A 16375-nucleotide genomic window follows, 5' to 3' on the forward strand; every position below is an offset into this window, starting at 1 on the left:
AAACCCCGGATTAATTCACACCACCTATGATGGCCATCCGCGCTTCCCCACTATCGCAAATGGCCCAAATCCCATGAAAATCGGCACGCTCCTCACCGCCGCCATCGTTTCGCTTTCCGCCGTCGGCGGCGGCCTCGCCGTCTACGTGGCGGTCACCAAGTACCAGACGATGGACAAGGTCTCGGTCGCGCAGAGCCGGCTCGCGGTGGTACGGGCGGTCGGCGAGATCCCGCGCTACATGAACCCCGAGCGCGGCTTTGCCACCAACATCCTGCTCGGACCCGCGACGATCGATCAAAAGCTGCGCACCGAGCTGAACGACAAGTATCGCAGGGATACCGACGGCGCGCTGGCGAAGATGAACCAGATCCGCAGCACCCTGCCTGGCGCGCTCGACGACAGCGCGGCCATCGGCGGCGCGATCGACGCGCTGAACGCCCAGTTTGCGGCGCTGCGCAGCGCCATCGACAAGGCCCTCGATGGCCCGGCCGAGCCGCGCAAGGATGCCTCGAAAAAGATCGTCGCCGACAATGCCGTCTTCAACACCGCCGTGACCAAACTGCTCGACGCGCAGGTCCGCAAGATCGCCCAGCTCGACGGCGACGCCTACCGGCAGGCAAGCTACGCCAACATCGCATGGACGCTGCGCGACGTCGGCGGCTACAATGCCAGCCTGCACAAGAACCTGGTCGGCGCCAAGCGCGCGGCAACCGAAGCCGAAAAGCTGGATTTGAGCCGGTCGCAGGGCCGCAACGACCAGATCCTGATGTCGCTACAGGAGCTGCGCGGCAATCCCGCCACCCCGGTCAATGTGGCGGCAGCGCTCGTCAAGCTGAACGAGGACTATGTCGAACGCTTCGGCAAGGAACTGAGGCTCGCCAAGGAAGGCGCGATCAGCGGCAAATACGAACACGATCTCGACACCTATTTCGCGGAAACGCAGCTCGGCCTCGCCGCCATCATCACGGTGCGCGACGCCTTCTACGACAATGCCGAACAGATCCTCGGCGCGGCCTGGTCCTCCGCGCGCTTCAGTTTCATGATCGCGCTGGCAGGCCTGATTGCCGTCATCGCTGCAAGCGCCGGCATGATCGTGATGGTCCGCCGCCGCGTCTGCAAGCCGATCGTCGACCTCACCGGCACCATGACGCGACTCGCCAGCGGCAACGTCTCCGACGAGATTTCGGGCGCCGACCGCGGCGACGAAATCGGTGCGATGGCCGCGGCCGTCAAGGTCTTCAAGGACAACATGATCGAGGCCGAACGTCTCGCCGCCGAGAAGGCCGCCGAGAGCGACGGCAAGATGCGGCGCGCGCAGGTGCTCGACCAACTGACCCGCGCGTTCGAAGCCAAGGTGACCGAACTCGTCGGCGGGCTGTCGGCCGCCTCCTCCGTGATGGAAGACACCGCGCAGTCGATGTCGACGACCGCGACCGCGACCAACCGCCAGGCGGCCGTCGTCGCCGCGGCCTCGACCCAGACCTCGACCAACGTCCAGACGGTGGCGAGCGCCACCGAGGAACTCACCTCCTCGATCTCCGAGATCGGCCGCCAGGTCGCGCAGTCCACCGAGATCGCTGCGCGCGCGGTCGAGAATGCCCGCCGTACCGGCGATACCGCGCGCTCGCTCGCCGAAGGTGCGCAGAAGATCGGCGACGTCGTGACGCTGATCCAGAGCATCGCGGCGCAGACCAACCTGCTGGCGCTGAATGCGACCATCGAGGCCGCGCGCGCCGGCGAAGCCGGGCGCGGCTTTGCGGTGGTGGCGTCCGAAGTCAAATCGCTGGCCGGCCAGACCGCGAAGGCGACCACCGAAATCTCGGAGCAGATCGCAGCTATTCAGTCGGCGAGCGACGAGACGGTGACGGCGATTCAGAACGTCGCCAATGTGATCGGCGAGATCGACCAGATCGGCACCGCGATTGCGGCTGCAATCGAGGAACAGGGCTCGGCGACCAAGGAAATCTCCCGCAGCGTCCAGGAAGCCGCGCGCGGCACCAGCGAGGTCAATTCCAACATCGCGGGCGTGCAGAAGGCGGCCGACGAGACCGGCTCGGCGGCCCAGCAGGTGCTGGGAGCAGCCGAGCAATTGTCGTCGCAGTCCAAGGAATTGGCCGGACAGGTCAACCGGTTCCTGTCGGAGGTCCGCGCCGCCTAGGTTGACGGTGCGGTTCGGGCAGCGCTATCCGCGCAGTCCGAGCACCCGGCGCGCAATCGACTGGCGATGGACCTCGCTCGGCCCCTCGTACATCCGCATCACCCGCGCCTTCTGCCATAGCGCGCTGAGCGGCAATTCCAGCGTCATGCCGAGCGCGCCGAGCGTCTGCATGGCGTGATCGCAGGCCTCATAGGCCATCTCGGTCGCGAACACCTTAATCATCGAGGCCTCCTGCTTGACCTCCTCGCCGCGATCGGTCTTGTCGGCGGCGTCCTGCACCATCAGCCGGCAGGCGTGCATGCGGGTCGAGATATCCGCGACCCACCACTGGATCGCCTGGCGATCGGCGAGCTTGATGCCGAACGTCTCGCGTTGCTTGGCGTGCTCGCACAGCATGTCGCAGGCCCGCCGCGCAATGCCGATGCAGGTCGATCCCATTTCGAGCCGCCGCGTGCGCAGCCTCAACTGCATCGGCGCATAGCCCTTGCCGATTTCGCCGAGCACGGAATCGACCGGGATCCGGCAATCCTCGAACACGATCTCGTAGGTCGAGCCGCCGCCGATCATCGGGATCTCACGCTCGATGATGAACCCGGGCGTCTCCTTCTCGACGATGAAGGAGGTAATGCCGCCCTGCCGTGCGTCGTTGCCGACGCGGGCCATGACGATGATGAAATCAGCGGCGCGGGCGTTGCTGATCCATATCTTGCGGCCGTTCAAGACCCACTGATCGCCGTCGCGCACCGCGCGCGTCTTCATCGCGGCCGGATCGCCGCCGGCGCCCGGCTCGGAAATCGCGATCGCCGACACCATGCGCCCTTCGATATAGGGCTGCATGTAGCGCTGCTTCTGCGCCGCGGTGCCGACCGCCTGCAGCATGCGCAGGTTCGGCGAGTCCGGCGGCAGAATGAACGGCACGCAGGTCCGGCCCAACTCCTCGTGGACCGCCGCCATGGTGCGGGCCGGCAGGTCGTGGCCGCCGAGGTCCTCGGGCGCATCCAGGCCCCACAATCCCAGCTCCTTCGAGACCGTGCGCAACCGCTGCCAATGCGCGTCCGTCAGTCCCTCGTGACCGCCGCCCGGCAATTTGGACTTCAGGTAATGCGGTTCGAGAGGAATGAGTTCGCGATCCACGAATCTTGCGACCGTGTCGCGGATCATGGCGGTCTCTTCATGGGTGGTCATCCGATCGGCCTCTCAGTCCGCAAACCCGACATAGCGCACGAAATCGCCGTTCGGCTCGCGGTCGGAGCGAACGGAATTGGCGGGAAAACTGTCGTCGGGATAGCCCATCGCGACGCAGGTCATGATGACCTCTTCCTCGGGAATGCCGGCGACCTCGCGCACGATATCCGAGCGGGTGATGCCCTGCCCGTTGATGACGCTGCCGAGTCCGCGGTCCCACGCGGCCAGCACCAGGCCATAGCAGAGCGCGCCGAGATCGAAGTGGCACACCGCGCCAGGATCCAGGATGCGGTCGTAGGTCAGCACCAGCGAGACCGGCGCGTCGAACTGGCGGAAGCCGCGCAGCACCCAGTCCTGCCGCATCGGCTTGTCGTCGCGCGCGATCCCCATCACGGCGAAAAGCTTCTTGGCAACGTCCACCTGCCTGCCGCGATGAACGCCCTGATACTCGCCGTGGCTGATGATGTCGCGCTTCGGCTTGGCGCCGGCCATCATCTCTTCCATGTTGCGGCGGCGGACCTCCTCAAGCGGATCGCCGGTCAGCACGTGGATATGCCAGGGCTGGGTGTTCATCGACGACGGTGCGCGCTTGGCGACCTCGATCACCTCCTCGATGACGGCACGGGCCACCGGCTGCTTCTTGAAGCCGCGCACGCTCTTGCGCGTCTGCACCAGCGTTTCGAAATCCATTCGTTGCATCTGCGAAGCTTCCCGCAATCCCAAGTCTCTCTCCCATCGCCGTTGTTACGCGGCGGCCTTGCGGGCCGCTGCCTGCGCCAGCACCATCTCAGCGCATTTTTCGCCGATCATGATGGCCGGCGCGTTGGTGTTGCCGCTGGTCAATGTCGGCATGATCGAGGCATCAGCCACGCGCAGGCCCTCGATCCCGTGCACCCGCAGTTCGCTGTTGACCACGGCCATCGGGTCGGAGCCCATCTTGCAGGTGCCGACGGGATGGTAGGTGGTCTCGGCGTTGTTGCGAACCCAGTCAAGCAATTCATCATCGCTCTGGAGCTTGACGCCGGGCGCAATCTCCTCGCCGGTGACCTCCTTGAGCGGCGACGTCGCCATCAGTTCGCGACCCTTGCGGATCACGGCGACGATGCCGGCGCGGTCATGCTCGGTGGAGAGGAAGTTGAAGCGGATCGCCGGTGGCTCGGCGGGGTCCGCCGATGTGACATGGATCGACCCGGTGCTCTCCGAGCGCAGCACGTTGGCGTTCATGGCAATGCCCTGCCGCCTGGCGATGCGACGCTGGCGGCCGACCATCTCATACAGGAACGGCAGGATCGATATCGTGGCGTCCGGCGTCTCCAGTCCCTCGCGGGTCCGGAAATACATCCGGATCGGCACAGCCGTCGAGGCCAGAAATCCGGTGCCGAACAACGCGTATTTCAGCGCCTCGCGCGCCAGCCGCCAGCCCCGCGCATTGTCGTTGAAGGTGAGGTTGCGCTCTTTGATGGCGAACTTGAGCCGCGGCGAATAATGATCGCGCAGATTCTCGCCGACGCCCGGCAACTCATGTACCGGCGTGATCCCGCGCGCGCGCAGCAATTCGCCCTGCCCGATGCCGGAGAGCTCCAGCAATTTCGGCGAGTTGATCGAGCCACCGCAGACGATCACCTCGCGCTCCGCCAGCGCCTGCCGGGAAACACCGTTCACCGAATAGCGCACGCCGGCGCAACGCTTGCCTTCGAGGACCAGCGCTTCCGCCATCGCACCCTGCTCGATGATCAGGTTCGGCCTTCCGCGCACGGGATCGAGATAGCAGACCGCCGTGCTCTGGCGCTTGCCGCCCGCGATCGTGACCTGCGACATGCCGACGCCTTCCTGGCTCTCCCCATTCAGGTCCGGATTGAACGGCAGGCCGATGCGGCCGGCGGCCTCGATGATCTTCTCCAGCAACGGCACCTCGTTGCGCGGCGTATCGGTCACCCGCAGCAGCCCGTTGCGGCCGCGATACTTGTCCGAGCCGCCCTCGTAACGTTCCATCTTCCGGAAGATCGGCAACACGTCCTGATAGCTCCAGCCGCGATTGCCGAGCTGGGCCCAGTGGTCGTAATCCTGCGCCTGGCCGCGCATATAGACCATGCCGTTGATCGAGCTCGATCCGCCCATCATCTTGCCACGCGGCACGTCGATGCGGCGTCCGCCCGAACCCTCGTCGGGTTCGGACTTGTAGCACCAGTTCACCGCGGGATCGTCGATCATCTTGGAGGTGCCGACCGGTACCCGCGACCAGAAATGGTTCGATCCCCTGGTGCCCGCTTCCAGCAGCAGCACGCGATAGGCGCCGCTCTCGCTCAGCCGGCTTGCGACCACCGCGCCGGCCGAACCCGCGCCGACCACGATATAGTCATAGGCGGCGTTATCAGGCATGGCACGGTCATCCTCTTGTTGACGGCGGGATTTCGATCGCGGCAGGAAACCAGCGCGCGGACGCGATGGCAAGGGGTGCGCACCTCGCCTGCTAGTCACGCTTGAAACGGTAGTCGAAACCATCGCCATCCGCGGTGATCAGGCCGACCGTCGGCGCCGGAAAGTGAATCGGCAGGATCAGCGTGTCGGTGCCGGCAACGGAGGCAAAGAATTTCCGGCGCGAAACCGCCGATTGCCCGGGATCCCAGTCGGGCTTCGCCGACCAGTCCGGCTCGCGGCACTGGATTGCGTGATGCATGAGATCGCCGGCCACCACCGCGCGCTTTCCCTTCGAGAAGATGTTGATGCAGCAATGGCAAGGCGAATGCCCCGGTGTCCGCGTCAGCGTAACGGTATCGTCGAGCGCATAGTCGTCGTCGACCAGCACCGCCTGCCCCGCTTCCACGATCGGCAGGCAATTGTCGCGGAACACCGTGCCCGGCGGGTTCGCGCCCTTGGCATTTTCCGCCTCCCACGCGGCATATTCCCGCTTGTGGAATATGTATTTCGCGTTGGGAAATGTCGGCACCCAGCGGCCGTCGCGCAGCGTCGTGTTCCAGCCGGTGTGGTCGATGTGCAGATGGGTGCAGAAGACGTAGTCGACCTGCTCAAAGCTGATACCGAGCGCGAACAACTCGTTGCGCCAGCGCTCCTTGCCCGGGAAATCGAACGGCGCCGGATGCCCCTTGTCCTCGCCGGTGCAGGTATCGACCAGGATGGTGTAACGCGGGGTGCGAACCACAAAGGTCTGGTAGGTGATGAACATCTTGCCGGTAGCGAGGTCGAACATCTCCGGCTCCATGCCGGCGAGATGATGCTTGAATACCGCGTCGTCATAGGCCGGGAAGAAATCCTGCGGCCGCCGCCACGGCCCCTCGCGCTCGATCACCGCGTCGATGGTGATATCGCCGATCCGAAGTTGCTTCATTACTGCTTCGCTCCCGCATTTTTGCCGGAGCGTATCGGGCGGCACGAACAGGTTCAAGCCGAGGGCAGCAATGCAAAATCGGCGATCGCGATCAGCGACCGAGATCAGCTTCGAAGGCCCGGCGCTTCCTGACCGGTGCGCGCGACGTATTCGGAATAGCCGCCGCCGAACTGGTGAATGCCTTCGGGCGTCAGCTCCAGCACGCGATTGGAGAGCGCGGCGAGAAAATGCCGGTCATGCGAGACGAACAGCATGGTACCCTCGAATTCGGACAGCGCGTTGATCAGCATTTCCTTGGTCGCCAGATCCAGATGGTTGGTCGGCTCGTCCAGCACCAGGAAGTTCGGCGGGTCGAACAGCATGTGCGCCATCACCAGCCGCGCCTTCTCGCCGCCCGAGAGCACCCGGCATTTCTTCTCGACGTCGTCGCCGGAAAAACCGAAGCAGCCGGCCAGCGCACGCAATGAGCCCTGGCCCGCTTGCGGAAACGAATCCTCCAGCCACTGGAACACTGTGCGTTCGCCGTCGAGCAGATCCATCGCGTGCTGGGCGAAGTAGCCCATCTTGACGCTGCCGCCGATCGCGACCGTGCCGTCGTCGGGGTCGGTCGAGCCCGCCACCAGCTTCAACAGCGTCGACTTGCCGGCGCCGTTGATCCCCATCACGCACCACCGCTCCCGGCGGCGGATCATGAAGTCGAGCCCCTCATAGATGCTGCGGCTGCCGTAGCCCTTGTGGACGTTCTTCAGGCTGACGACGTCCTCGCCCGAGCGCGGCGCCGGCAGGAATTCGAAGGCGACCGTCTGGCGACGCTTCGGCGGCTCGACCCGCTCGATCTTGTCAAGTTTCTTGACCCGGCTCTGCACCTGCGCCGCATGCGACGCACGCGCCTTGAAGCGCTCGATGAACTTGATCTCCTTGGCGAGCATCGCCTGCTGGCGCTCGAATTGCGCCTGCTGCTGCTTCTCGTTCAGCGCGCGCTGCTGCTCGTAGAATTCATAATTGCCGGAAAATGTCGTCAGCGTGCCGCCGTCGATCTCGACGACCTTGTTGATGATGCGGTTGATGAACTCGCGGTCATGCGAGGTCATCAGCAACGCACCTTCATAACCTCTAAGGAACTGCTCGAGCCAGATCAGGCTTTCGAGATCGAGATGGTTGCTCGGTTCGTCCAGCAGCATCACATCGGGACGCATCAGGAGAATGCGCGCCAGCGCGACGCGCATCTTCCAGCCGCCCGAGAGCGCGCCGACATCGCCCTCCATCATCTCCTGGCTGAAGCCAAGGCCCGACAGCGCCTCGCGGGCACGACCGTCGAGGGCATAGCCGTCGAGTTCCTCGAAGCGGCCCTGCACCTCGCCGTAGCGCGCGATGATCTCGTCCATCTCATCGATGCGATCCGGATCGGCCATCGCGGTTTCGAGCTCTTTCAACTCGGCCGCCACGATGCTGACCGGGCCGGCGCCGTCCATGACCTCGGCCACGGCGCTGCGGCCCGACATCTCGCCGACGTCCTGGCTGAAATAGCCGATGGTTATGCCGCGATCGAGCGAGACCTGGCCCTCGTCCGGCGGTTCCTGGCCCGAAATCATCCGGAAAAGCGTGGTCTTGCCGGCCCCGTTGGGGCCGACGAGGCCGATCTTCTCGCCCTTTTGGAGCGCCGCGGAGGCTTCGATGAAAAGAATCTGGTGGCCGACTTGCTTGCTGACGTTATCGAGGCGGATCATGGGGGCCTGAAAAGAGGAATTGGTTGCGGCCGCTTTATTCCATGTGGCGCCCGGGTGGAAGCCTGTTCCGGCCCTATTCCGGGTTTAAGCCGCGCATTGGCCCGAACCTCTTCCCAGCCATCGCAAGGACCCGTCGCGAGGCTTCTGGCGCAGCCTCAATGCCGCTTGAAATATTGCACGGCGCGCTCGTGCTTCTCTGCGGCCGCGCGCGATTTGAAGGTGCCGAGATTGCGGCGCTTGCCGGTCTTCGGGTTCAATTTTCGGGAATAGAGCCGGTATTCGCCCGACTGCAGCTTTCGGATCATGGGACAGGCCTCTTCGATACCCCCATTTTCCTCCAACCGTGGCAAAGGCACATTGTTCCCAGCGCAAGGCGGCACGGATTACTGGCAGCGCTGCGTGCGCGCGGTTGCGCTGGCGGCCCAAGAAAGTCCCGGCTATCTCGAAAGCGCCTATCAACTCGCACGCAACGACGTCGCCCGTTACATGAAATAGGGCGCCGTCGAGCCGCGCTTCAGAAGCACAAATTCGTCACCACGTTGCCGCGCTTGTCCTTGATCGCGTAGGGACACCGCGCCCGTTCCAGCGCCTTCTTGGCATCTTCGTCACCGAGTGCCGCGGCGCGCTGGTAATAGGCTTTGGCGGCGTCGGCATCCCTCGGTCCGCCGCGGCCCTCTTGTGCAAACGCCCCCATTCGCTCCAGCGCACCGGGATGATTTTGCGCCGCGGCCTTCTCAAACAGCGCGCGGGCCGCAACGTCGTCCTTGTTGCCGCCATTGCCTTCCGCCAGCATCATCCCGAGCTGGTACTGCGCCTCGGCGTTGGTCTCCGCTGCCTTCGACAGCAATTCGCGCGCGTGCGCCGGGTTGGCCGCTGCGCCGGCGCCGCCGCCCAGCGCTGCCAGGTTGCTGACGCCGCGCGGATTGCCGGCCTCGGCGGCACGCTCGAACAGTTTTCGCGCCTGCGCCTCGTCTCTCGCAACACCCACGCCGGTCCCATAGACCACGCCGAGTTCGACCATCGCCGAGGAGGATCCCTTGTCAGCGGCCTTGCGCCAGGCCGCGATGGCCTCTGGCGTCTGCCGGTTGGCAGCATAGGCGCGCCCGAGCTGGTACATCGCCCGCCGCGAGCCGTTGGCGGCGACCTTGCAATATTTGATGGCGGTGGCGATGTCGGACGCCGCAATGTCGGGCACGCCCTTCACATCGGCCGGCTTGTCGGGATCGGCAGGATCGGCGGCGACGCGGTCGCACAGCACGAGATCAGCCGATTGCGCGTGCGCCACAGCCGGCAGCAAACCCGGCGCGATAGCGACGACCGCCCTAACTGCTACGCTGAGAAACCGGCTCCTCATGATCAGCAGGTTGCGTCGGAGGCAACTCAAATTCAAGACCGCAAATGCAAGGCTGCAAATTCAGGGTTCGAGTCCGCTCGCGCGCAGTGCCGGTGCGACCTCGGCGGAAGCCAGATACCGCAACAGCCGTTCGGATTGCTCGGCATTTTGCGATGCCGCCATGCGCCCGGCGGAAAACACCGCAGGCGTCTGCAACTGGTGCGGAATGGGTCCGATCACCTCGATGCCGCCGACCTGCTTCAATTCGCTGATCTGCTGAACGGCAAGATCGGCCTCGCCGGCGACGAGCCGCTCGGCGGTAAAGCCCTGCGGGATGACGACCGCCCGGGCGTTGATCTCGGACGCAATTCCCATGCGCTCGATCAGTTTTGCAAACAGGATGCCGCTGGCGCCGAGCCGCGAATATGCGACCGCACGGGCACCGAGCAGCGCGGCGCGAAGCGCAGGCTCGCTTGAAATATCCGGATGAGGTTCGCCTGCCCTCACCGCAAGGCCGACATAGGACCGCGCCAGGTCGACGCAACTCGCCGCCGTCACGCGCCCCTCGCGTACGACCTCATTGAGCCCCTCGCGGGTCAGGATGACGACATCGGCGGCCTCGCCGGCGCGCAGGCGTTCCAGCAGCGCCAATGTCGGCGCGAAATCGGCGTCGATGCGCGCGCCACCGGCCGCCACATATTGTCCGGCCAGAGTGGAAATCGCGCCCTTGAGGGCCAGCGTCGAGAGCACGCGCACGGGTTCGCCCACCGGTTGCTACAGCCGCCGCATCAGTTTCAGAACCGCGCTCAACCGGAGACTGCGCTTGCCGGCGAGCGCGGTGGCGTCGAGCAGCGCCCCCTCGTCGTCGCAGGTACCGGAAAAGCCGATGCCGACCTCGTGGCCACCGAACACGGGGTTCTCCCCCACGGCCGGCGTGTGCTCCTGATTGAGGATCTGGCCCTTCCAGCGGCCTTTCTCCGAGGTGTAGCTGCCGATGTAGTAGAACGAGGCGTCGCCGCCGAGGATGCGGCCGTCATTGAGCAGCATGACGCCGGTCAGGCCGCCCTCGATACCGTCGAGCATGCGCAAATGAATGGAATAGAGCCCGTTGGTGACGCCGCCCACGCCGACGCCGCCGGCGATCGGGACCGCCTCCTCCTCGATCGGCGTCATGACGGACTGAAACTTGACGCCCGGCAGTTCCTTCAACCCGCCTTCGAAGCGGTAGAGAACACCGTCGGCCCGGCCTCGCGCCAGCAAGGTGGCGTCGTCGGTTCCGGCCATCGCGCGGTAGTTCGGGTCCGGGTTGTGGCGGACAGTCTTGATCTCGATGGCGATGCCGTCGGCGCTCTTCTGATAGGTGCCGATATGGGCAAACGCCGAATTGCCGCCCAGCATCCGGCCGTCGCGTGCATACATCACGCTGCGGCCGACCGCCTCGCCGAGTTGAAACCTGACCTTGTAAAAACCTTCAAACAATAGCCGCGTCCCCGGCAAGCGTACGGCCTGCTATCTAGCCCGGTTCATAACGCAGGGGAACGGCTTTGAGCCGGCGCATTTGAATCAATGTCGCCAGAGAGAGATGTCATCCAAACGCAATGATCCGCCAAAGCGGTATCGCTTTGGCGGATCAGAGTGGCAACCCGGGCGCCCCCACCCGGGTATGCTATGTCGATCAGGCGGCTGCCGACTTGGCGGCGGTCGGAACTTCAGCGATGGTCTTGAGGATCTGCGAGGCGATGGCGTAGGGGTCGCCCTGCGAGTTCGGGCGGCGGTCCTCGAGATAGCCCTTGTAGTCGTTCTTCATGAACGAGTGCGGCACGCGGATCGAGGCGCCGCGGTCAGCCACGCCGTAGCTGAACTTGTTCCACGGAGCGGTCTCGTGCTTGCCGGTCAGGCGCTTGTCGTTGTCCGGCCCGTAGACGGCAATGTGGTCCATGAGATTCTTCTCAAAGGCCGCCATCAGCGCCTCGAAGTAGGCCTTGCCGCCGGTCTCGCGCAGGAATTTGGTCGAGAAGTTGGCGTGCATGCCCGAGCCGTTCCAGTCGGTGTCGCCGAGCGGTTTGCAGTGATACTCGATGTCGATGCCGTAGGGTTCGGTCAGCCGCTGCAACAGGTAGCGAGCCATCCACATTTCGTCGGCGGCCTTTTTGGAGCCCTTGCCGAAGATCTGGAATTCCCACTGGCCCTTCGCGACTTCGGCGTTGATGCCTTCGTGGTTGATGCCGGCAGCGAGGCAGAGGTCGAGATGCTTCTCGACGATCTCGCGCGCGACCGCGCCGACATTGCTGTAGCCGACGCCAGTGTAATACGGACCCTGCGGCGCAGGATAACCCGCCGTCGGGAAGCCGAGCGGCCGGCCGTCCTTGTACATGAAGTATTCCTGCTCGAAGCCGAACCACGCGCCCTCGTCGTCAAGAATGCTGGCGCGGCGGTTGGTCGCGTGCGGGGTGACGCCATCCGGCATCATGACTTCGCACATCACCAGGACGCCGTTGGTGCGCGCGCCGTCGGGATAGACCGCGACCGGCTTGAGCACGCAGTCCGAGCTTCTGCCTTCGGCCTGGTTGGTCGACGAGCCGTCAAAACCCCACAGCGGAAGCTGCTCCAGCGTCGGGAAAGACGCGAATTCCTTGATCTGTGTCTTGCCGCGCAGATTCGGTGTCGGCGTATACCCGTCGAGCCAGATGTACTCGAGCTTGTATTTGGTCATTGAGCCTCTCATTGAGTTTAATGCTGTTAAATGTGGGCAACTGAAGCCTTGGAGCCGCCCACACACGTGTACCCGGCCACGTCAGGCCATTTCTTACCAAGCAATTTAGGTGCCAATCGCTGCAGCGCAGCACCCGTCATCCCCAGGAATGTCCAGCCCGTCTGGCACTTTTTTTGATGCGACATAGGAGCGCGGCTGACATGCGCCCCGAGCAGCCAAATTGCAACTCCGAGACCGATTAGAGCCCGATTCTCCGGCAGTTCCCAAGCCCGCCCCGCTTGCCGATTAAAGCTGCGGCACGTCCCCGGCGCATTCGTCGGGAAGTTCGGAAACCGCAGGCAACCTTCGTGTCGGCTCAAGCGTTAGCCATCTGCCCATTGCCTCACACGAAGCAAAACCAGAAATGCCTATGAAATGTACATTCCCTGACTTTTTTTGATCAACTTGCATTCGGGAAAGGCAAGAACGATATCGCGGTTTCGGTAACCACTAGAGAACGAGTCGGGCGCACCATGATGGTTCGTACGATCTCAAGGAGAGACTGAGATGCTGACTACAAGGGTGAATGAGGGGTCTGCCAAGATCTATCAATTCCCTGCCGGGGGCCGCGCGGCTCTCGGAGGACGTCGCTATGGCGAGACCAGCACTGCCGTTTCCGAATTTGCCGCTTCGACGGCCAACCTCGCTGACTGCAGCGGCAGCTGGTACCACGCGGCCGCCATCCTGGAAACCAAGCCTGAGCGTGACCACTGATGCTTGCCAAATACCGGGGAACGACGGCCCCAAGAGTTCAGGCGCCGTCGGTGAAGTAGCAAAGGGTCGGAACGAAATCGTTGCGGCCCTTTTTCTTGTCAGAACGTCTCAGATCAGCTCGCATGCCGTGACCGGCCGTTTGGCGTGCTTGAGCGTCGTTGCACCGGCCTTGGTCATCTTGAGGGTGACGCCGCTACCCGTATAGCGCGACCCCGACAGCGCCAGCCGCTTGGCCAGCGTCACAGCCTTGCCGTCGAGTTGCAGATGAGCCCGCGAATCGTACTGGAAGAACCCGACGATGAATTGCGTCCCGTCGGCGCAGCGATAGTTCTGAAAACTCGTCTGGGCCAGAGCCTGCGACGGCGCCGCTGCAACCCAAACGGCGAACAACGCCGCACCGAAAACCGCGATATGCCGACAATTCATGTTTCGCCCCCTGAGAACTCCAGTATAGACGAGACGGGGGTGAGCAACATGCCCTCCCGGCCATTTCTGCAAGAAGACCTCAAGACCCGCTATGTCAGAAGCCCCTGCCCGCCACCTCAATCTTGCCGGTGCCAGCAATTTCCGCGATCTCGGCGGCTATCCCGCGCGCAACGGCCACATCGTGCGCTGGCGACAGATTTTCCGCTCCAACCATCTCGGCCATCTCACTGAGGGCGATATCGCGGTGGTCCGGGCGCTCGGCGTCAGGAGCGCATTTGATTTTCGCGGCGCCGAAGAGCGCCAGGCCGCACTGTGCGGTATGCCCGAGGTCTCCGTGCATTCGCTGCCGGTCGAGCCCACGGTGGTCGCGGCGCTGCGCGCCATCGCCGCCACCGGCACGCAACTGTCGACGGAGCACGCCACCGAAGTCATGCGCGATTCCTACCGCAGCTACGTGCAGCAAAACACGCCGCGGTTCCGCGCGCTGTTTGCGCATCTCCTGGAAGATCGCGCGCCGCTGGTAATCCACTGTACCGCCGGCAAGGACCGTACCGGCTTTGCCTGCGCGCTGATCCTGCATACGCTCGGCGTGTCCGACGACGTGATCGCGGAAGACTATCTGTTGACCAACCGCTACTACCGCCGCGACCCGAATAACGGCAGCGACTTGCCTGACGACGTCAAGAACGTGCTGGGGACGGTGCAGGCATCGTTTCTCGGCGCCGCGTTCGAAGCCATCGACGCCGACTATGGCGATCTCGAAACCTATCTTCGCGACGGGCTCGGTCTCGGCTACGCCGAGCGCGCCAGCCTCGAGGCACGCTACCTGCAGAGCTGAATCGGCAAGCCTGAACTTACAAGCCTGAGCTTCGGCCGGTCAGGCCGCGGCTTCCATTTCCAGTTCGGCATCGAGATCGGCAATGACCTCCTCGAAGGCCAAAATCGCCGTCTGGATTGCCGCGATCTGCATCAATTCCAAGCTACCGACCGGACCGCTTCGATTTTGCAGCGCAACGATCAAATCCCGCCGCTGCTCCTTAAGCTGAACAAGCGGTAAACCGTGATCCGGAAGACTTCCCATCGCAAACCCCCTGCCTAGATTGAGGTCTCTTGTAGCGGCAGGGTTCTGCAATCGACTTACGCAAGTCCGACAAATTTTATCGATCCGGCCTTATCCCGTAGTCTTACGTAGTGCCTACCGCGTTTACCGCCTGCTTGATCTGATTGAACAGCGCCTCGGTCACGTTTCTCGTTGCCAAGTCGCTCAAATGCAGGACGAGGTCATCGGCCGGATCGATCAATTCCCGCATCGCGATGGTCTTCTGCCAATGCTCCATCAGGGCGTAGCGATGAAATACATCGACCCCGGCGGCCTCAGCCAGTTCGGATATGCGCTTCACCATCGTGTCCGAGAGTGGCTTCTTCTCGGGCGTCACGACGGCGGTGGTGTACTGCGAGTCCATCAGCACGACATCGGTGGGGATCCTGGCCAGACGATCCAGCCCTTCCGCAATGGCGGCAACGACCTTCTCGAACGCGAAGTCGGGCTCCGTGTTGCGAAAGACCGCATTGGTACCGACCTGCCAGATCACCAGCGCGGGCTTCTCGTCGATGACGTCGGATTGCATGCGCGGCAGCTCCGTTGAAGCTTCCTCGCCACCTATTCCCCGGTTGACGACGTTGATCATCCGTTTGCCAAACCCATCGATCATCTGGACGCCAAACTCGTTTCGCAACATCAGCTCAAGCCAGGCCGGATAAGGCACGACCAGGCGCGTACCCGCGGTTGACGAGGATCCAAAGGCGACGATTTTGGTATTCCGCTGCTGCAGGCTTCGCGCCAAATTCGGAAGCGGACGTTTGAAGCCCACGATATTCTGCAGCGTATCGCCAGGCGTGGAAGTTTCTGCCATATGCCTGCCCTGTTGTGGGAGCGAACATCGGTTAGGCGTAATTGACGCAATTTTCCCGAGCAAGGCAACCGGTTTTCATCCGAACATTGAAGGCTGCCTGGAGGACAAATCATGGACGGAAAAGTCATTGTGATCACCGGCGCCCTCGGCGCGCTCGGCAGCGTCGTCGCCGACGAGGCGCTGGCCCGTGGCGCCAGGATTGCGAGCGTCGACCATGCCCCCACGCAGGTACCGGCGACGCCGGACCGGCTTGAACTCGGCGGCGTCGATCTCACCGACGCGGCCCAAGCCAAAAAGGCGATCGACGCCGCTGCGGCGCATTTCGGCAGGCTCGACGCGCTGATCAACATCGCCGGCGGCTTCGCATTCGAGACAGTCGCCGACGGCGACCCCAAGACCTGGCAGCGCATGTACGCGCTCAACGTGATGACAGCGCTCAATGCCTCGCGCGCGGCTCTCCCGCATCTTGCCAAATCGAACGCGGGGCGGATCGTCAATGTCGGCGCGATGGGTGCCCTGCAGGCCGGCGCCGGCATGGGCCCCTACGCCGCCTCCAAGGCCGGCGTGCACCGTCTCACCGAAGCGCTGGCCGCCGAGCAGAAGGGCAAGATCACCGTCAATGCGGTGCTGCCGTCGACCATCGACACCGCGGCGAACCGCGCCAGCATGCCGAAAGCCGATTTCACGAAATGGGTGAACCCGAAGGAATTGGCCGACGTGATCCTGTTTCTCGCCAGCGACGCCGCCAGCGCGGTTACCGGAGCGCTGCTACCGGTCGCCGGGCGGGTTTAGCTCGACCTAAGCCACCGACGCGCGGCTTT

General features: G+C 63.9%; 18 protein-coding genes. 5 read left to right on the top strand and 13 right to left on the bottom strand.

All coding sequences use genetic code 11. From position 1 onward, the window contains the following. Positions 1–73 precede the first annotated feature (73 nt). Positions 74–2158 carry a methyl-accepting chemotaxis protein gene (locus FFI89_RS19675; RefSeq protein ID WP_138829346.1) on the top strand — a complete coding sequence of 695 codons (2085 nt, stop codon included), beginning with the start codon at positions 74–76 and terminating at the stop codon, positions 2156–2158. 24 nt (positions 2159–2182) lie between these two features. Here FFI89_RS19675 and FFI89_RS19680 read toward each other — a convergent pair whose 3' ends face one another. The 6 genes from FFI89_RS19680 to FFI89_RS19705 form a co-directional block, all read right to left on the bottom strand. Further along, positions 2183–3343, bottom strand: a complete 1161-nt coding sequence (locus FFI89_RS19680) for an acyl-CoA dehydrogenase family protein (protein ID WP_138829347.1) — start codon at positions 3341–3343, stop codon at positions 2183–2185. Between the two features lie 12 nt (positions 3344–3355). Next, positions 3356–4033, bottom strand: a complete 678-nt coding sequence (locus tag FFI89_RS19685; protein ID WP_138835476.1) for a nitroreductase — start codon at positions 4031–4033, stop codon at positions 3356–3358. A 54-nt stretch (positions 4034–4087) separates the two neighbouring features. After that, entirely contained in the window at positions 4088–5722 is a 1635-nt protein-coding gene (locus FFI89_RS19690; RefSeq protein ID WP_138829348.1) for a GMC family oxidoreductase, read from the bottom strand. Positions 5723–5813: 91 nt separating this feature from the next. Then, the gene (locus FFI89_RS19695; RefSeq protein ID WP_138829349.1) at positions 5814–6689 is read right to left on the bottom strand and encodes an MBL fold metallo-hydrolase; all 876 of its coding nucleotides are present in this window, start codon (positions 6687–6689) and stop codon (positions 5814–5816) included. Positions 6690–6793: 104 nt separating this feature from the next. Continuing rightward, positions 6794–8416, bottom strand: coding sequence for an ABC-F family ATP-binding cassette domain-containing protein (locus FFI89_RS19700; protein ID WP_138829350.1), 1623 nt, complete (start codon positions 8414–8416; stop codon positions 6794–6796). 155 nt (positions 8417–8571) lie between these two features. Continuing rightward, on the bottom strand, positions 8572–8721 hold the full coding sequence (locus tag FFI89_RS19705) for a hypothetical protein (RefSeq protein WP_138829351.1): 150 nt from the start codon (positions 8719–8721) through the stop codon (positions 8572–8574). A gap of 52 nt (positions 8722–8773) precedes the next feature. Here FFI89_RS19705 and FFI89_RS34460 point away from each other — a divergent pair, with 52 nt between their 5' ends. Beyond that, positions 8774–8911 (top strand): hypothetical protein, encoded by a 138-nt coding sequence (locus tag FFI89_RS34460; RefSeq protein WP_168212959.1) that lies wholly within the window; start codon positions 8774–8776, stop codon positions 8909–8911. A gap of 19 nt (positions 8912–8930) precedes the next feature. Here the strand turns inward: FFI89_RS34460 and FFI89_RS19710 are convergent, their stop codons facing one another. The 4 genes from FFI89_RS19710 to FFI89_RS19725 all read right to left on the bottom strand — a co-directional run bounded on the left by FFI89_RS19710 (position 8931) and on the right by FFI89_RS19725 (position 12462). Continuing rightward, on the bottom strand, positions 8931–9770 hold the full coding sequence (locus FFI89_RS19710; protein WP_168212960.1) for a tetratricopeptide repeat protein: 840 nt from the start codon (positions 9768–9770) through the stop codon (positions 8931–8933). Positions 9771–9830: 60 nt separating this feature from the next. Continuing rightward, a complete protein-coding gene (locus FFI89_RS19715; protein ID WP_371722522.1) occupies positions 9831–10499 on the bottom strand; it encodes a substrate-binding domain-containing protein in 669 nt (222 codons plus the stop codon). A 24-nt stretch (positions 10500–10523) separates the two neighbouring features. Further along, positions 10524–11228, bottom strand: a complete 705-nt coding sequence (locus FFI89_RS19720) for a GrlR family regulatory protein (RefSeq protein WP_138829353.1) — start codon at positions 11226–11228, stop codon at positions 10524–10526. Between the two features lie 196 nt (positions 11229–11424). Continuing rightward, positions 11425–12462: a glutamine synthetase beta-grasp domain-containing protein gene (locus FFI89_RS19725; RefSeq protein WP_138829354.1), complete on the bottom strand. Its 1038-nt coding sequence runs from the start codon at positions 12460–12462 to the stop codon at positions 11425–11427. Between the two features lie 546 nt (positions 12463–13008). Here FFI89_RS19725 and FFI89_RS19730 point away from each other — a divergent pair. Then, entirely contained in the window at positions 13009–13215 is a 207-nt protein-coding gene (locus FFI89_RS19730) for a DUF2735 domain-containing protein (RefSeq protein WP_138829355.1), read from the top strand. Between the two features lie 108 nt (positions 13216–13323). On the opposite strand, the gene FFI89_RS19735 is transcribed toward FFI89_RS19730, so the two are convergent. Next, positions 13324–13641, bottom strand: coding sequence for an MliC family protein (locus FFI89_RS19735; RefSeq protein ID WP_138829356.1), 318 nt, complete (start codon positions 13639–13641; stop codon positions 13324–13326). A gap of 91 nt (positions 13642–13732) precedes the next feature. On the opposite strand from FFI89_RS19735, the gene FFI89_RS19740 reads away from it, so the two are divergent. After that, on the top strand, positions 13733–14479 hold the full coding sequence (locus tag FFI89_RS19740) for a tyrosine-protein phosphatase (protein WP_138829357.1): 747 nt from the start codon (positions 13733–13735) through the stop codon (positions 14477–14479). A gap of 39 nt (positions 14480–14518) precedes the next feature. On the opposite strand, the gene FFI89_RS19745 is transcribed toward FFI89_RS19740, so the two are convergent. Both FFI89_RS19745 and FFI89_RS19750 read right to left on the bottom strand, forming a co-directional pair. Continuing rightward, positions 14519–14722, bottom strand: a complete 204-nt coding sequence (locus tag FFI89_RS19745; RefSeq protein ID WP_138829358.1) for a hypothetical protein — start codon at positions 14720–14722, stop codon at positions 14519–14521. 103 nt (positions 14723–14825) lie between these two features. Then, positions 14826–15554 (bottom strand): SGNH/GDSL hydrolase family protein, encoded by a 729-nt coding sequence (locus tag FFI89_RS19750; RefSeq protein ID WP_138829359.1) that lies wholly within the window; start codon positions 15552–15554, stop codon positions 14826–14828. Between the two features lie 111 nt (positions 15555–15665). Between FFI89_RS19750 and fabG the strand changes: the two genes are divergently transcribed. Further along, a complete protein-coding gene (fabG, locus tag FFI89_RS19755) occupies positions 15666–16346 on the top strand; it encodes a 3-oxoacyl-ACP reductase FabG (protein ID WP_138829360.1) in 681 nt (226 codons plus the stop codon). The last annotated feature ends 29 nt before the right edge of the window (positions 16347–16375 follow it).

It is taken from the genome of Bradyrhizobium sp. KBS0727, assembly GCF_005937885.2.
Taxonomy (GTDB): domain Bacteria; phylum Pseudomonadota; class Alphaproteobacteria; order Rhizobiales; family Xanthobacteraceae; genus Bradyrhizobium.

What these genes read in the sequence shown, in the direction of transcription:
- FFI89_RS19675 (WP_138829346.1), top strand. Translation starts at nt 74, where the DNA reads ATGAAAATCGGCACGCTCCTCACCGCCGCCATCGTTTCGCTTTCCGCC.
- FFI89_RS19680 (WP_138829347.1), bottom strand. Translation starts at nt 3,343, where the DNA reads ATGACCACCCATGAAGAGACCGCCATGATCCGCGACACGGTCGCAAGA.
- FFI89_RS19685 (WP_138835476.1), bottom strand. Translation starts at nt 4,033, where the DNA reads ATGGATTTCGAAACGCTGGTGCAGACGCGCAAGAGCGTGCGCGGCTTC.
- FFI89_RS19690 (WP_138829348.1), bottom strand. Translation starts at nt 5,722, where the DNA reads ATGCCTGATAACGCCGCCTATGACTATATCGTGGTCGGCGCGGGTTCG.
- FFI89_RS19695 (WP_138829349.1), bottom strand. Translation starts at nt 6,689, where the DNA reads ATGAAGCAACTTCGGATCGGCGATATCACCATCGACGCGGTGATCGAG.
- FFI89_RS19700 (WP_138829350.1), bottom strand. Translation starts at nt 8,416, where the DNA reads ATGATCCGCCTCGATAACGTCAGCAAGCAAGTCGGCCACCAGATTCTT.
- FFI89_RS19705 (WP_138829351.1), bottom strand. Translation starts at nt 8,721, where the DNA reads ATGATCCGAAAGCTGCAGTCGGGCGAATACCGGCTCTATTCCCGAAAA.
- FFI89_RS19710 (WP_168212960.1), bottom strand. Translation starts at nt 9,770, where the DNA reads ATGAGGAGCCGGTTTCTCAGCGTAGCAGTTAGGGCGGTCGTCGCTATC.
- FFI89_RS19725 (WP_138829354.1), bottom strand. Translation starts at nt 12,462, where the DNA reads ATGACCAAATACAAGCTCGAGTACATCTGGCTCGACGGGTATACGCCG.
- FFI89_RS19730 (WP_138829355.1), top strand. Translation starts at nt 13,009, where the DNA reads ATGCTGACTACAAGGGTGAATGAGGGGTCTGCCAAGATCTATCAATTC.
- FFI89_RS19735 (WP_138829356.1), bottom strand. Translation starts at nt 13,641, where the DNA reads ATGAATTGTCGGCATATCGCGGTTTTCGGTGCGGCGTTGTTCGCCGTT.
- FFI89_RS19740 (WP_138829357.1), top strand. Translation starts at nt 13,733, where the DNA reads ATGTCAGAAGCCCCTGCCCGCCACCTCAATCTTGCCGGTGCCAGCAAT.
- FFI89_RS19745 (WP_138829358.1), bottom strand. Translation starts at nt 14,722, where the DNA reads ATGGGAAGTCTTCCGGATCACGGTTTACCGCTTGTTCAGCTTAAGGAG.
- FFI89_RS19750 (WP_138829359.1), bottom strand. Translation starts at nt 15,554, where the DNA reads ATGGCAGAAACTTCCACGCCTGGCGATACGCTGCAGAATATCGTGGGC.
- fabG (WP_138829360.1), top strand. Translation starts at nt 15,666, where the DNA reads ATGGACGGAAAAGTCATTGTGATCACCGGCGCCCTCGGCGCGCTCGGC.